General features: G+C 61.8%; 14 protein-coding genes. 11 read left to right on the plus strand and 3 right to left on the minus strand.

What is annotated here, in order from left to right; genetic code table 11:
* Positions 1 to 156 precede the first annotated feature (156 nt).
* The 3 genes from F1002_RS14930 (at position 157) to F1002_RS14940 (ending at position 4,053) form a co-directional block, all read left to right on the plus strand.
* Complete coding sequence (locus tag F1002_RS14930) at positions 157 to 462, plus strand: c-type cytochrome (protein ID WP_150429842.1); 306 nt, start codon at positions 157 to 159, stop codon at positions 460 to 462.
* A gap of 11 nt (positions 463 to 473) precedes the next feature.
* Complete coding sequence (locus F1002_RS14935; RefSeq protein ID WP_150429843.1) at positions 474 to 1,751, plus strand: FCSD flavin-binding domain-containing protein; 1,278 nt, start codon at positions 474 to 476, stop codon at positions 1,749 to 1,751.
* A 214-nt stretch (positions 1,752 to 1,965) separates the two neighbouring features.
* Positions 1,966 to 4,053, plus strand: a complete 2,088-nt coding sequence (locus tag F1002_RS14940) for a methyl-accepting chemotaxis protein (protein WP_150429844.1) — start codon at positions 1,966 to 1,968, stop codon at positions 4,051 to 4,053.
* Positions 4,054 to 4,147: 94 nt separating this feature from the next.
* On the opposite strand, the gene F1002_RS14945 is transcribed toward F1002_RS14940, so the two are convergent.
* Entirely contained in the window at positions 4,148 to 4,756 is a 609-nt protein-coding gene (locus F1002_RS14945; RefSeq protein ID WP_223879624.1) for a cytochrome c, read from the minus strand.
* 146 nt (positions 4,757 to 4,902) lie between these two features.
* Between F1002_RS14945 and F1002_RS14950 the strand changes: the two genes are divergently transcribed.
* Positions 4,903 to 5,916: an MBL fold metallo-hydrolase gene (locus F1002_RS14950; protein WP_150429846.1), complete on the plus strand. Its 1,014-nt coding sequence runs from the start codon at positions 4,903 to 4,905 to the stop codon at positions 5,914 to 5,916.
* A gap of 28 nt (positions 5,917 to 5,944) precedes the next feature.
* Positions 5,945 to 6,259: a cytochrome c gene (locus tag F1002_RS14955; RefSeq protein ID WP_150429847.1), complete on the plus strand. Its 315-nt coding sequence runs from the start codon at positions 5,945 to 5,947 to the stop codon at positions 6,257 to 6,259.
* Positions 6,260 to 6,292: 33 nt separating this feature from the next.
* On the opposite strand, the gene F1002_RS14960 is transcribed toward F1002_RS14955, so the two are convergent.
* The gene (locus F1002_RS14960) at positions 6,293 to 6,868 is read right to left on the minus strand and encodes an OmpA family protein (protein ID WP_150429848.1); all 576 of its coding nucleotides are present in this window, start codon (positions 6,866 to 6,868) and stop codon (positions 6,293 to 6,295) included.
* Positions 6,869 to 7,044: 176 nt separating this feature from the next.
* Between F1002_RS14960 and F1002_RS14965 the strand changes: the two genes are divergently transcribed.
* The 5 genes from F1002_RS14965 (at position 7,045) to hemA (ending at position 12,273) form a co-directional block, all read left to right on the plus strand.
* On the plus strand, positions 7,045 to 8,043 hold the full coding sequence (locus F1002_RS14965; protein WP_150429849.1) for a sulfate ABC transporter substrate-binding protein: 999 nt from the start codon (positions 7,045 to 7,047) through the stop codon (positions 8,041 to 8,043).
* Between the two features lie 93 nt (positions 8,044 to 8,136).
* Positions 8,137 to 9,012, plus strand: coding sequence for a sulfate ABC transporter permease subunit CysT (cysT, locus tag F1002_RS14970; protein WP_150429850.1), 876 nt, complete (start codon positions 8,137 to 8,139; stop codon positions 9,010 to 9,012).
* Entirely contained in the window at positions 9,009 to 9,884 is an 876-nt protein-coding gene (gene cysW, locus F1002_RS14975) for a sulfate ABC transporter permease subunit CysW (RefSeq protein WP_150429851.1), read from the plus strand. The genes cysT and cysW overlap by 4 nt, the downstream gene beginning before the upstream one ends.
* Entirely contained in the window at positions 9,881 to 10,948 is a 1,068-nt protein-coding gene (locus F1002_RS14980; protein WP_150429852.1) for a sulfate/molybdate ABC transporter ATP-binding protein, read from the plus strand. The genes cysW and F1002_RS14980 overlap by 4 nt, the downstream gene beginning before the upstream one ends.
* A gap of 74 nt (positions 10,949 to 11,022) precedes the next feature.
* Positions 11,023 to 12,273 carry a glutamyl-tRNA reductase gene (hemA, locus tag F1002_RS14985; RefSeq protein WP_150429853.1) on the plus strand — a complete coding sequence of 417 codons (1,251 nt, stop codon included), beginning with the start codon at positions 11,023 to 11,025 and terminating at the stop codon, positions 12,271 to 12,273.
* Positions 12,274 to 12,276: 3 nt separating this feature from the next.
* Here hemA and F1002_RS14990 read toward each other — a convergent pair whose 3' ends face one another.
* Positions 12,277 to 13,902: a diguanylate cyclase gene (locus tag F1002_RS14990; RefSeq protein ID WP_150429854.1), complete on the minus strand. Its 1,626-nt coding sequence runs from the start codon at positions 13,900 to 13,902 to the stop codon at positions 12,277 to 12,279.
* Positions 13,903 to 14,031: 129 nt separating this feature from the next.
* Here F1002_RS14990 and prfA point away from each other — a divergent pair, with 129 nt between their 5' ends.
* The gene (prfA, locus tag F1002_RS14995; protein ID WP_150429855.1) at positions 14,032 to 15,114 is read left to right on the plus strand and encodes a peptide chain release factor 1; all 1,083 of its coding nucleotides are present in this window, start codon (positions 14,032 to 14,034) and stop codon (positions 15,112 to 15,114) included.
* Positions 15,115 to 15,116: the final 2 nt, after the last annotated feature.

Consider the following 15,116-nt stretch of genomic DNA (forward strand, 5'->3'; position numbering starts at 1 on the left):
TAACTGCGTACTTATATAGTCAACTACTAATATTGTTGCGACGCAGCATGCTTTTTGTGCGAAAGGCTCATAACCTTTGTACGATGCTGGTTACGGCAAAAAACAGCACTCCGGCTATATGACAAACAACATCACGATGAGGAAGGAGATGTCCCGATGAAAATGTTCGTACCTCTTGCCGCAGCCTGTCTGCTGGCGTCCGCCAGCGCAGCGCACGCCGCTGACCCCAACCTCGGCCGCAACCTGGCCGCCACCTGCGCCAACTGCCACGGCACCAACGGCAATGCCGTCAAGGGTTCCGGAATCGATGGGCTGGCCGGTATTCCCAAGGACAAGACCTTGCAGAAGCTGGCCGATTTCAGGAGTGGGGACAAGCCGGCCTCGATCATGCATCAGATCGTCAAGGGCTATACCGATGCCCAGCTCGACCTGATCGCCACCTATTTCGCCGCGCAAAAATAAGGGAGACCGCCATGATGCTGATGAAAAGACGTGATTTCCTGAAAGTCGGTGCGGCGGCCGGCGCGATGGCTTCCCTGTACGGCTGTGCCGGCGGCGGCAAGGCCAGCGGCCATGTCGTCGTGGTCGGCGGCGGCTACGGTGGCGCCACGGTGGCCAAGTACCTGCGCATGTGGAGCGAAGGCGGTGTCCAGGTGACGCTGATCGAACGCAATCCGACCTTCATTTCCTGCCCGATTTCCAACCTGGTCATCGGTGGCCAGAAGACGATGGAAGACATCACGATCAGTTACGAAGGGTTGCGCAACAAGTGGGGCGTGCGCGTGATCCAGGACGATGTGGTCGCCGTCGATGCAACCAAGAGGACCGTGTCGCTCAAGGGCGGCAGCGCGCTGAGCTACGACCGCCTGGTGCTGTCGCCGGGCGTCGATTTCATGTGGGACGAGATTCCCGCTCTGAAGGGCGCCGAAGCGCAATCCAAGGTGCTGCATGCCTGGAAGGCCGGTCCGCAGACCGTCGCGCTGCGCAAGCAGCTGGAATCGATGAAGGATGGCGGCGTCTACGCCATCTCCATTCCCAAGGCGCCGTATCGCTGCCCGCCGGGACCGTACGAGCGGGCCTGTCTGGTGGCCAATTACTTCAAGCAGAGCAAGCCGAAATCGAAGGTCGTCATCCTCGATGCCAACGAGGACGTGATGTCCAAGAAGGGACTGTTCACCAAGGCTTGGAGCGACCTTTACAAGGGTATTGTCGAGTACCGCAACAACAGCGAGGTCAAGGATGTCGAGGTCGGCAGCAACACCGCTGTCCTCGAATTCGACAAGTTCAAGGCCGACGTGCTCAACATCATTCCGCCGCATCGTGCCGGCGACATTGCGCACAAGTCGGGCATCAAGCTGGTCAACAACCGCTGGGTGGACATCAACTGGCTGAGCATGGAGTCGACCAGCACGCCGGGCATCCATGTGCTGGGCGATGCCATCTTCCCGGCGCCGACCATGCCCAAGTCCGGCCACATGGCCAACCAGCACGGCAAACTGGCCGCCGCCGCGATCCTCAACATGCTGTCCGGCCAGGAACCCAACCCGGAACCGGTGGTGATGAATACCTGCTACAGCTTCGTCGATAGCAAGAATGTCATCCACGTTTCGTCCGTCCACCAGTACGATGCCGCAACCAAGACCGTGCAGCCGGTCAAGGGGGCCGGCGGCGTGTCGGCGGCGCGTAACGAGCTGGAAGGCAAGGTCGCGCTGGGTTGGGCCCAGAATATCTGGGCCGACATGCTGGCCTGAGCACTTACAGGTCGCTCGCAAGAAAAAGAGGCCGCCATTGCGGCCTCTTTTATTTTCAAGCGCTCATTGCTGCGGGGAGCCCTCGTTCATACGGCAGGATGGATGTTTGAATTGGTCGATTTTTAAAGATTTGTAGGCAGGCGTTGCTTACATTCGGGTTCGGTTAGTAGAATCATTTTTTGAATTTTTGTGATCCTGCTTTTGTGAGAGAGCGATGAAAAATAATCAGCCTGTGACTCAGCGGGAAATCCCCTTTCCTCCCGACCAATATCTGGTTTCCAGAACGGATTTGAAAGGCGTCATCACGCATGTCAACGATGGTTTCGTCGAGATCAGCGGTTTTACGCGCAGCGAGCTGATCGGCAGCAGCCACAACGTCGTCCGCCATCCGGACATGCCGCAGGCTGCTTTCGAGGATTTGTGGCGGACGGTGAAATCAGGGTTGCCGTGGCGTGGAGCGGTCAAGAACCGTTGTAAAAATGGCGATTTCTATTGGGTGGAGGCTTTCGTCGTGCCACTCAAGAAAAACGGCCAGACTAACGGCTACATGTCGGTTCGCACGCCGTTGTCGGCCGAGAAAAAAGCCGCTGCCGAAGCGCTCTACAGCAAGACCGGTGTGTCGGGAAAGCTGCCGGCAACCGGCCGGCGCAGCCTGGCGATCGGTCAGCGCTTGTGGGCGGCTCTGGGGGTTCTGCTCGTGTTGATGGGCATCGTGGGCTTTGTCGGTCTGCGCAGTCTGGCCATATCGAATAATGACTTGAATGTGGTCTATCGAGAGAATCTGTTGCCGTCGAACAGCATCAACAAGATGCTTTACCTGCTGGCCGATAACCGCTCGCAGATCATGTTGGGGTTGCAGCACGACACGGCCAATCCGAATTCCAAATTGCACGATCACCCGCTCGACCTGCATATTGAAAATACCCTGAAGAATCGCGAGGCGATCAATGCGGAACTGGATGCGCTGAAAAAACTCCCGTTGAGCGAACGTGACAAAGCGCTGCTCGAGAGCTTCGGTAAAGCGCGCGAACGTTTCTCGAGCGAGGGCGTCAGTGTCGCGCGCGGTTTGCTGAAGGAGGGAAAGTACTCCGAAGCCAATTCCGTTCTGTTGCTCAAGATCAATCCGCTCTATGCCGACCTCAAGCGTGAGGGAGATGCGTTGGTACAGCAATTGGCCAGCGATGCCGAGGCGCGTCATGGCGAGGCGAAGGTGCATTACGAATCGGTGCGCAATCTCAGCATCGGGTTGCTCGTTCTTGCGGCCGCGATTGCCTTGATCGGCGGTGGGCTGCTGGTCTCGGCCATCGTCAATCCATTGCGCAGGGCCATTTCTTATTTTGAGAGCATTGCTGAAGGCAAGCTCACCGAGGAAATCGATATTTCGGGACGGGATGAAGCGGGGCGGCTGATGTGCAACCTGGCCACCATGCAGGGAACCCTCAGGGCGATACTGGACGAGATCAGCATGGCCTCGCGGGCGATCGAGCAGCGCAGTCACCAGCTTGAAGTGCAGATGCGCAACGTCTCGGCGCAGTCGGAGCAGCAGCAGGCCAGTGTCGAAGGCGTTGCCGCGGCTACCGAGGAGTTCAGCCAGTCGGTCCAGGAGGTTGCGGCCAATGCTGCCGATACGGCCTCGGCAGCACGCGATTCGCAATCTCAGGTGGTGGCCAGCAACGCCAACATCGGCGAGAGCATGGAGGCCACCTCTCGCGTCGTCGAGGCGGTGACGCGTTCGAACCAGACCATCGCCCAGTTGAATTTGTCGATTGCGAAGATCGGCGATATCACCGGGGTCATTGCCGATATAGCGAACCAGACCAATCTCCTGGCCCTGAATGCCGCCATCGAGGCGGCACGCGCCGGGGAGCAGGGGCGGGGCTTTGCCGTCGTCGCCGACGAGGTTCGCAAGCTGGCCGAGCGGACGACGGCCTCGACGGCCGACATCAACGCGACGGTGAACGAAATCCAGAGCGTTACCGCGCAGGCGGTGTCGAGCATGGACCTGGCCGCGAACGAAGTCGAGAACGGCATTGCCAAGCTGCGCGACAGCGTGGCCGGGCTGGAGGGGATTACGCAGTCTTCGACGACCGTATCGCAGATGGCCGGTCAGATTTCCGATGCGGCACGCCAGCAAGGCGTTGCCAGCGAAGAAGTGGCAGCCAGCATGCAGCAGATTACCGACCTGATAGAACAGAACGCCGGTTCTGCTCGCTCGGCGCGACAGGCGACCGATGAGTTGCTGCTGACCTCTCGCCAGCTGGAAGCGGTGATTTCCGGGTTTGAGCTGTATCGACGCTCGTAATCGTTTGCGGACCTGTGTCGGTGATGCCGATGCAGCTTGCGCAGCAGTCAAAAGGCCGCCAGTTGGCGGCCTTTTGCATGGAGCCTGACGAAGATTAGTCCAGCGTTGCGATGTATTCGGCGACGGCGTGCGTTTCCAGTTCGCTCAGCTTGGATGCGATGGTGTGCATGATCGCGTTGTCGTTGGTCCGCTCCCGTTTGTTGAACTGCTTGAGCTGGTCCTCGATGTAGCGCGGGTGCTGGCCGGCCAGGCGGGGGAGCTGGGGGGTGCCCAGCCCCTTGGCGCCGTGGCAGCTGCCGCAGGCGGGCAGGCCGCTGAACTGGTTGCCGCGGTCAAAGATGTACTTGCCGACAGCCAGCAGTTCCTTGTCCCGAGCCGGGCGGGGGCCGACCACCTTGCTCTGGAAAAAGGCACCGAGCGCCTTCATTTCGCCCGGCGTCAATTCTTCAGCCTGGGGTTTCATCGTATCGCTGGTGCGCTTGCCGGATTTGAAGTCGGCCAGCTGCCGGGCGATGTATTCGGCGTGCTGCCCAGCCAGGCGAGGAAACACGGCGCTGGCCGATTCACCGTTCATGCCGTGGCACAGAAAGCAGCGGCCGCTGACGATTTCCTCGGCGCGTGCCTGGTCATTGGCAAAGACTGGAGCGCTCAGGCAAATGCCGAGCAGGCCTGCTCCCAGCAGGCGGCAAATGAAGGTTCCCAAAATATTCCCCGAGATGATGATTGTAAATATATTATCAAATAATAATTAGCTTACACTTGCCTTTCAAACAAGGGCGCACTGTCCCGCCGGCAACGGTATTTTGCTTTGCCGCCAGAGGGGCGGCAAAGCTTGAAGAGGAGACATTCATGGAACGTCGCGGTTTCATCAGGGCGGCTACTGCGTTATCCGGTTTGCTGGCGGCTGAATTTGCGCCGTGGCGGGGCATTGGCGCCTTGGCCCGGGAGGTGGACGATTTCGTACGCGGGCCGGCCGTGCGCGATCATCCCCTGCGTCAGCTATCGCCGCACGTCTGGATGATCTTCTCGCCAGACGGTTTTCCGACGCCGGAAAATCAGGGCATGATGTGCAACCTGACCTTCGTGGATACCGCCAAGGGCTTGGTGGTCATCGATTCCGGTGCTTCCGTGCAGATCGGCGAAATGGCCATCCGCCAACTCGGGACGCAATGGAAGAAACCGGTGGTGGCGGTCATCAATACGCACTATCACGGCGATCATTGGCTGGGGAACCACGCCTTTGTCGAAGCCTACGGCAACGACCTGCCGATCTATGCCCATCCGGGGACGATACGCGAAATCGAGGGTGTTCAGGGCAAGATGTGGCGGACCCTGCTAGAGCAATGGACGAATCAGGCAACGATGGGAACACGGGTGGTTCCGCCGCGCCTCCCGCTGGAGAACGGCGCCGAGCTGCGTTACGGCGATGTGACGCTGCGCATGCATCACTACGGCACGGCCCACACGCCGTACGACCTGTGCGTCGAAGTGGTTGAAGACAAACTGACCTGCGTCGGCGATGTAGCCATGGACCGGCGCATTGCCAACATGGACGATGGCTCTTTCTTGGGTACCTTCAAGGCTTACGGGCAGCTCGAGCGTGAGGTGGCCAGCCGGATCTGGCTGCCGGGACACGGCGAGCCCGGAGCCGGCGTGCTGGCCTGGAACAAGGCTCTGTTCGAAGGCATCTACCGGCCTTGCGAACAGGCGGTCAAGGAGGGTCTGCCGCTCGAAGCGGCCAAGGAACTGGTCCTGCGCGACCCGCGGGTTGCCTCGCGCGCCCGGGAAACGCGGGGATTCGAGACGAATATCGGCAAGTATGTCAGTCTTGCCTATCTGGAAGCCGAGGCGGCCAGTTTCTGAACAACGACATCGCGCCCGAGGAGACGCCATGACCATCTTTCGCACGTTTTCCTGGCTGCTTCTGGCCCCTTTCGCGGCCATCGCCGAGGCCCCGTGGGGCAAGGTCGACCTGAAGGCGGCACCCGAGCTGCACCAGAAGGGTTGCGTCAGCTGCCATGTCCGGATGTACGGCGGCGACGGGAGCAAGATGTATTCACGTGACGGCCGGATGCTGTCCAACAAGCTGGAGTTGCTGCAGCGGGTGTCGGCTTGCAATGCCCAGGTCGGCGCCGGCTGGTTCCCCGAAGAGGAGGGCAGCGTCGCCGCCTGGCTGAACCAGCGGTATTACCACTTCGACAATTGAGCGGCGGTCCGGGCGGCCCGCCGCAACGGCGGGTCAGTTCTCGATTTCGTAAACCACGTCGGCCCGGCGGTTCTCCGCCCACGAGCTTTCATCGTGGCCGGTCAGCTTCGGCTTTGCCTCGCCCAGGGTCTTGACCGTCACCTGCTTTTCGCCGGCACCGTGGGAAACCAACGTCGAGCGCACGTTTTCGGCACGTTTCAGGCCCAGCTTGCGGTTGTAATCGGCGCTGCCGCGTTCGTCGGCGTTGCCTTCGATGCGCACGCGGGCTTTGGGATGCTCGGCCAGGTAGCGGGCATGGGCGCGCAGTGCCGGGTCGTAATCCGCCTTGATGTCGGCGTTGTTCAGGTCGAAGTAGACGCTGCGTTGGGTGCGCAGGCCGACCGGGTCGATCTTGATCTGCTTGTCGGCCTCGACCGGGGCGGTGGATGCCATCTTGAGCATTTGGCCATCCTGCTGCAATTCGGCCGGCACGGGCTGGCCGAGCAGGCCAGGGTGCACGCGCAGTGGGCCGCTTTGCGAAATATGCGTGCTCGGCGGAATGGTGCCCTTGGTGGAACAGGCGGCGAGCAGGGCGGAGAGCAGGAGAATGGCTGGCAGGGTGGCGCGCATCTTGATTGTCGGCGGCTTGAAGAATCCCCAATGATAGCCGCTCGTATCCGTGGCGAATAGTGGCGCCGGGCGGAGCGCTCCGGGTTTTGTTGTTTTGTAATAAGCAAATTCAAAAATTGTCTTTGCGGTTATATATGGTTTCGCTAAATTGGCGCCTATCCAAAGCGAGGTGAACCATGACCCATTTTCGTAAATCGATTGCCACCCTTCTGCTCGGCCTGCTCGCCGGTGCCGCCCTGGCCGACGCGACGCTGCTGAACGCTTCCTACGATGTCGCCCGCGATGTCTACAAGGATTACAACCCGATGTTCCAGAAGCATTGGAAATCCAAGACCGGCGAAAGCCTGGAACTGAAGCAGTCGCATGGCGGCTCGTCCAAGCAGGTGCGTGCGGTGGCCGACGGCCTGGAGGCCGATGTGGTGACCATGAACCAGGCCAACGACATCGAGTTCCTGGCTGACAAGGGCCTTGTCGCCAAGGACTGGACGAAGAAATTCCCGAACAATGCCTCGCCCTATACGTCGGCGATGGTGTTCATTGTCCGCAAGGGCAACCCGAAGGCGCTCAAGGACTGGCCGGACATTGCCGCTCCCGGCATCGAGGTCATCCTGCCGCACCCGAAGAATACCGGGAACGGTCGCAACACCTATCTGTCGGCCTGGGCCTGGGCGCTGAAGCAACCGGGCGGCAGCGATGCCAAGGCGCAGGAGTTCGTTGGCAAACTGCTGAAGAATGCCCCGCTGTTCGCCGCCGGCGGGCGCGATGCAACGACGACTTTCATGCAGCGCGGCTTGGGCGATGTGCTGGTGACTTTCGAATCCGAGGCTGAAATGATCGCCAAGGAATTCGGCAAGGGCAATTTCGAGGTCGTCTATCCCAGCCTGACGATGCAGACCGAGTTCCCGGTCGCCGTCGTCGAGAAGGTGGTGGACAAGAAGGGGACGCGCAAGCAGGCGACGGCTTACCTTGAATACCTGTGGTCCAAGGAAGGCCAGGAGAATGCCGCGCAGAACTACCTGCGTCCCCGCGATGCCGAGTTGCTGAAGAAATATGCCCACTTTTTCCCCACGGTGAAGACGTTCACGGTGGACGAGGTGTTCGGCGGCGCCAACAAGGCCTTCGCCTCGCACTTCAAGGATGGCGGCTCCTTCGATCAGATTTATGTAGGCAAGTAAGCCCGTCGTCTTGGTGTGTTGGCGGCCGGGGTTGCCCGGCCGTTGCCTTTACTGCATCCAGTCAGAACCATCGGTCAAAAAAAATGAGTTGCTATGTCCGTTAAATCCCAACGCGTGTTGCCCGGCTTCGGCCTGGCGCTGGGTTACACGTTGGTCTATCTCTCCCTGCTCATCCTGCTGCCCCTGGGCGGCATGATTCTCAAGGCATCCGAACTCGGTTTCGGGCAGATTCTCGACATCGCCCTCGGCGAGCGTTCGCTGGCAGCCTTTCGCGTCACGTTCGTATCGTCGTTGATGGCCGCATCGATCAATGCCTTCTTTGGCCTGATCGTCGCCTGGATCCTCGTACGCTACCCATTCCCCGGCAAGCGCTTCGTCGATGCACTGGTCGATCTGCCCTTCGCGCTGCCGACCGCCGTGGCGGGCATTACCCTGGCCACGCTGTATGCCGGCAACGGCTGGCTGGGCAGCCATCTTGAGCCGCTGGGCATCAAGGTCGCCTATACGCCGCTGGGTATCATCGTGGCGCTGACCTTCATTACCTTGCCTTTCGTCGTGCGCACCTTGCAGCCGGTGATCGAGGATATCGAAACCGAGGTCGAGGAAGCCGCCGCGTCGCTGGGCGCCTCGCGCTGGCAGACCTTCGTGAAAGTGATTTTTCCGGCCATCGGTCCGGCGCTGCTCACCGGGTTCGCCCTGGCTTTCGCCCGGGCGCTGGGCGAGTTTGGCTCGGTAATCTTCATTGCGGGTAATTTGCCGCTGATTTCCGAAATCGTGCCGCTGCTGATCATCTCCAAGTTGGAGCAGTACGATGTGCTCGGTGCGACGGCGCTGGCCGTGGTCATGCTGGCCATCTCTTTTGCGTTGCTGCTGCTCATCAATGCCTTGCAGTGGTGGGCCGCCAATCGGCACAAGAATAGCGAGCCGCTGGAAGTCTCGGCCGGCAAGGCAAAGGCAGGTGAAGCATGAGTGCCAACAAATTGACGCGCGCCACACAGGAACCGGCCTGGGTCCGCACCCTGCTGCTCACCGTCGGCCTCGGCTTCCTGTTCTTCTTCCTCGGCCTGCCGTTGATCGCGGTCTTCGTCGAAGCGCTGGCGCAGGGGCTGCCGATCTATCTCGACGCACTGAAGGAGCCGGAAACCCGCTCGGCGATCTGGCTGACCATCGTTATCGCCCTGGCTGTGCTGCCCTTCAATATTGTCTTCGGCGTGGCGGCCGCCTGGGCCATCGCCAAGTTCGACTTCCGCGGCAAGAGCCTGCTGATTACGCTGATTGACCTGCCGTTCGCCGTGTCGCCGGTGGTCGCCGGCCTGATCTTCATCCTGATGTTCGGTTCGCAGGGTTATTTCGGTGAGTGGCTGGCGGTGCACGACCTGAAAATCATCTTCGCCTTGCCGGGCATGATCCTCGCCACACTGTTCATTACCTTTCCCTTCATTGCCCGCGAACTGATTCCGCTGATGCAATCGCAGGGCAAGGACGAGGAGGAGGCTGCCGTGTCGCTTGGCGCCTCGGGCTGGCAAATGTTCTGGCGGGTCACCCTGCCCAACATCAAGTGGGGTCTGCTGTACGGCGTCATCTTGTCGAATGCCCGGGCGATGGGCGAATTCGGCGCGGTGAGCGTGGTTTCCGGGCACATCCGCGGTGAAACCAATACCCTGCCACTGCACGTCGAAATCCTCTACAACGAATACAACGCGATCGGCGCTTTTGCTGCCGCCTCGGTGCTGGCCCTGCTGGCGCTGGTGACGCTGGTAGCCAAGACCGTCGTCGAATGGCGCATGAAGGCCGAAACCGACATGCTGAACGCTGAACTCCCCGGCGAGAAAACCTCATGAGCATCGAAATCCGCAACATCTCCAAGCGCTTCGGCAACTTCGTCGCGCTCGACAACATCAATCTCGACATCCCGACCGGCGAACTGGTCGCGCTGCTCGGTCCCTCCGGCTGCGGCAAGACGACCTTGCTGCGCATCATCGCCGGCATGGAGACCGCCGATCAGGGCGACATCCTGTTCTCCGGCGCCGAGGCGACCCACCTGCACGCCCGCGACCGCAACGTCGGCTTCGTCTTCCAGCATTACGCGCTGTTCCGCCACATGACGGTGTTCGAGAACGTCGCTTTCGGCCTGCGCGTCAAGCCGCGCAAGGAGCGCCCTTCCGATGCCGAGATCAAGCGCCGCGTCATGGAGTTGCTCGGCCTGGTCCAGCTCGACTGGCTGGCCGACCGCTACCCGTCGCAGCTCTCCGGCGGCCAGCGCCAGCGTATCGCGCTGGCCCGGGCGCTGGCCGTCGAACCCAAGGTGCTGCTGCTCGACGAGCCTTTCGGCGCGCTCGACACCAAGGTCCGCAAGGAGCTGCGCCGCTGGCTGCGCCGCCTGCATGACGACATGCACATCTCGTCGGTGTTCGTGACCCACGATCAGGAAGAGGCTCTGGAGGTCGCCGACCGTGTCGTGGTGATGAACCACGGCAGGATCGAGCAGATCGGCTCGCCGGACGAGGTTTACTCGGCACCGGCCTCGCCCTTCGTCTATCAGTTCCTCGGCAATGTGAACGTCTTCCACAGCCGGGTGCAGGGGGGCTATGCCGAGGTCGAGCGCTGTGAAACGCCGGAAAAGTCGACCGCTTTTGTCCGGCCGCACGATATCGACATCACGCATGCGGTCAGCGAGGGCAGTCTGGAGGCGACCGTGCAGCACGTGCATCCGATCGGGCCGGTGGTTCGTGTCGAATTGCTGCACGGCCAGGAAATCGTCGAGGTCGAACTCTCGCGCGAACGCCACGAAGCCTTGCAACTGGCGGTTGGCCAGTCGGTCTGGTTCAGGCCCCGCCAGATGCGGGTGTTCGGTGCCGACGCGCAAGTGCAGGCCAGTCCCGACAAGCAGCCGTTCCTGTTCTGATCCGGGGCAAATCGGGCGGCAAGGGGCGGGTGCTATAATCGGCCCCCACTCCGTTCGCACACCAACCGTATCCGGTGATATTTACCCTCGGCATCAACCACCATTCTGCCCCGCTCGCCATCCGTGAGCGGGTGGCGTTTGGCGCCGACAAATTGGGACACGCGCTGTCCGACCTGACCCGCGAACGACCGGTGCGCGAGGTGGCCATCCTGTCCACCTGCAACCGGACGGAAATCTACTGTGCGGCCGAATCGCCCGATGTGGTCATCGATTGGCTGGCCCACTACCATCAGGTTCCGCGCGACGAACTGGCGCCCTACGTCTATACCCACAATCAGCCGGAAGCCATCCGTCACGCTTTCCGCGTGGCCAGCGGCCTCGATTCGATGGTCATCGGCGAGCCGCAAATCCTGGGCCAGATGAAGGATGCGGTGCGCACCGCCGAGGAAAACGGAACGCTGGGCACCCAGTTGCACAAGCTCTTCCAGCGGTCCTTCTCGGTCGCCAAGGAGGTGCGCAGCACCACGGCCATCGGCGCCAACATCGTGTCGATGGCGGCGGCCGGCGTGCACCTGGCGGAGCGGATTTTCGAATCCATCTCCGGGCAGCGCATCCTGTTCATCGGTGCCGGTGAGATGATCGAATTGTGCGCCGCCCATTTCTGCGCGCAAAAACCGAAACAGGTCACCATCGCCAACCGCACCATCGAGCGCGGTCGCGCCCTGGCCGAGCAGTACGGGGGCACCGCCATTCGCCTCGACGAACTGGGCGAGCACTTGGCCGCTCACGATATCGTGGTTTCCTGTACCGCCAGTCCCTTGCCGATCATCGGCCTGGGCATGGTCGAGCGGGCCGTCAAGGCGCGCCGCCACCGGCCGATGTTCATGGTCGACCTGGCCGTGCCGCGCGACATCGAAGAGGAAGTCGGCCGGCTCGACGACGTTTTCCTCTATACCGTCGACGACCTGGCGCAGGTGGTCGAGAGCGGCCTGGAATCGCGACAGGCGGCCGTGGTCGAGGCCGAGGACATCATCACCAACCGGGTCAGGGATTTTCTCGGCTGGCTGGAGTCGCGCGATACCGTGCCGGTCATCCGTTCGTTGCGCGACTCGGCCGAACGCATGCGTCGCCACGAGATGGAGCATGCGATGAAGCTGCTGGCCAAGGGTGAAAACCCCGAGAAGGTGCTCGATCACCTGTCGCATCGCCTGACCAACAAGTTCCTGCACGCGCCCACCCAGACCCTGAATGCGGCCGATGCCGGCGAGCGTGCCGAGCTTCAGGCGGCAGCGGCCCGCCTCTTCCACCTGCACGCCGGCGATTGACGCCTAGTGTTCCGGTCGGTGGCGGTTGGCGACGACCAGCCGGTTGCGCCCATCGCGCTTGGCCTGCAAGAGTGCTTCGTCGGCCGCTTCGATCAGTGAGCTTCCGGTGGTGTAGGCGGGCAGGGCGGCAATCCCGCAACTGAAGCTGGCATAGAGCGCTTCGTGTCCGTGGGCATGGGGCAGGCGGGAAAAATCCTCGCGGATGCGGTCGAGCAGCGTCATCGCCTGGCCGGCATCGACGCCGCCCAGTGCGACAACAAATTCTTCCCCGCCGTAGCGCCCGACCAGGTCGGTGTTGCGCAGACGCCCGCGCAGCAGCCAGGCCAGGCTGCGGATGACCTGATCGCCCACGGGGTGTCCGTAGTTGTCGTTGATCGACTTGAAGCGGTCGATGTCGAGCATCGCCACCGTCAAATGGCCGGCCGGCAGGGCGCGACGCAGCATGTGCTCCAGCTGTTCCTTGGCGGCGGTGTGGTTGAGCAGGCCGGTCAGGCCGTCATGGCGCCCGGACCGCAACATCTCGCGGTAACGGTCGATCTTGGTCTTGACCACGGCGCTGAGGATGATCGGGTTGGCCGGCTTGGTCAGGAACTGGTCACCGCCCAGACGCAGGGCTTCGACTTGTTGCCCGATGTCGGTTTCCCCTGAGAGGTAGATGACCGGTATGGACTGGTGCTCGGCAATCTGGCGCAGGGCGCGCGTCGCCTCGACGCCCGTGCAGAAAGGCATGTACATGTCCATCAGGATGGCGTGCGGGCGGTAGTCGGCGCAGGCCTGCAGCAGGGAGAGCGGGGTGTTGATGGCGCGGCTGTCGATGCCGTGCAGCTCCAGGGCACGTTGGACGTGCGCGGTCGCGGTCTTCGAGTCCTCGACGATCAGGACGCGATGGATTTCCTGTTCGCGACTTTCCACCAGATCGAGAATGCGCGAGAGGATGTCGCTCAACTGGTCTTCGGCCGGAATGCAGACATTGGCGCCGGCCCGTTGCAGGTTGACGATGGCCTCCAGCGACGGCGGCACCGAGAGGCAATAGATATAGCTGGCGACGTGGCGGGCACGCAGTTGTTGCAAGGCATCCAGCGCATGCTGCGGATAGCTGCTGTTTTCCCGGTCGGGGACGATGATGATGGCCAGCGGCTCTTCGCCCGCCTCGGGTGTCTCGTCCCAGTCGATGCCGTGGGGGCGGAAGCCGTAAAAGGAAAGTTGCTCGATCAGTGCGGTGCGCCAGGCGTGTCCGGGGTGCGAGACGATCAGAACCTTGCGTTGGCGTATCCAAGGATCGCGCTTGTCGTCGCCCGTGTCGGAGATGCGCTTGGCCGCGATTGCCGGCGCCTCATGGCGGTGGAGCAACTGCAGCATGACGCTTAATTGCTGGCTGATGGCCTCTGCCTGCTCGTCGGAAAGCGGGTGCAGGGTGTGGTCGGTGAGGGAGGCCAGGGCGCGATTTTCCAGCTCCTGGCAGGCACTGGCCAGTCCCGGCAGATTCTGCTGGCGCAAATGCTCGGTCAGGCCGTTCAGAGATAGCGTGAACTCGATGAACTGGTCGAAACCTCCGCTGCTGCGGTAGTTCTGCCAGCGCAGATCGAGCGTTTTCGCCAGGGCAATGAGGGAGTGGGAGACCGCGTGCATGGGAATGAGTCTGAAGGTGGGCCATTATCACGTCATGGCGCGCGGCGGGCAATCTCCTTTCGTCGCCGATCAATGGTGATCTCGGTTAGAATTTCGCCCCCTGAATCAATTACCTGGCAGCCCTTTCCGATGAAATCGAGCATTCGCCAAAAACTGGAATTGCTGGTCGATCGCCTCGACGAAATCGACCGCATGCTGGCCTCGCCCGACGCGGCCAACGATATGGAGCAGTTCCGCAAGTTGTCGCGCGAACGGGCCGAAGTCGAGCCGGTGGCGATCCAGTTCAATGCCTTCCGCCAGGCGGAAAACGACTTGCTAGAAGCCGAGGCCATGCTGGCCGACCCGGACATGCGCGAATTCGCCGAGGAGGAAATGGCCGCGGCGAAAGCCCGTTTGCCCGAGCTCGAGATCGAACTGCAGAAACTGCTGCTGCCCAGGGACCCCAACGACGAAAAGAGTGTTCTGCTCGAAATCCGGGCCGGTACCGGCGGCGACGAGTCGGCGCTGTTCGCCGGTGATCTGTTCCGCATGTATTCGCGCTATGCCGAGCGCCAGCGCTGGCAGGTCGAGATCATGTCGGCCAGCGAATCGGAACTCGGCGGCTACCGCGAAATCATCTGCCGCTTGGCCGGCAACGGCGCCTATTCACGGCTGAAATTCGAATCCGGCGGCCATCGCGTGCAGCGCGTGCCGGAAACCGAGACCCAGGGCCGCATCCACACCTCGGCGTGCACCGTTGCCGTGATGCCGGAAGCCGACGAGGTCGAGGATGTGAATCTCAATCCTGCCGACCTGCGTATCGACACCTTCCGTGCCTCGGGCGCCGGCGGCCAGCACATCAACAAGACCGACTCGGCGGTGCGCATCACCCACATCCCGACCGGCATCGTCGCCGAATGCCAGGATGGCCGCTCGCAGCACGCCAACAAGGCTTCGGCCATGCGCGTGCTGGCGGCGCGCATCAAGGACGTTCAGGTGCGGGCCCAGCAAAGCGCCATCGCCAGTACCCGCAAGAGCCTGATCGGGTCCGGCGACCGTTCCGAGCGCATCCGCACCTACAACTTCCCGCAGGGGCGGATCACCGACCACCGTATCAACCTGACCCTGTACAAGATCGCCGCCATCATGGACGGCGACATGGACGAGTTGCTCGGCGCCCTGGCCTCCGAGCACCAGGCCGACCAGCTGGCCGAACTGGCGGAACAGAACTGAGC

The sequence above is a fragment of the Dechloromonas sp. CZR5 genome, from assembly GCF_008711155.1.
Classification (GTDB): domain Bacteria; phylum Pseudomonadota; class Gammaproteobacteria; order Burkholderiales; family Rhodocyclaceae; genus Azonexus.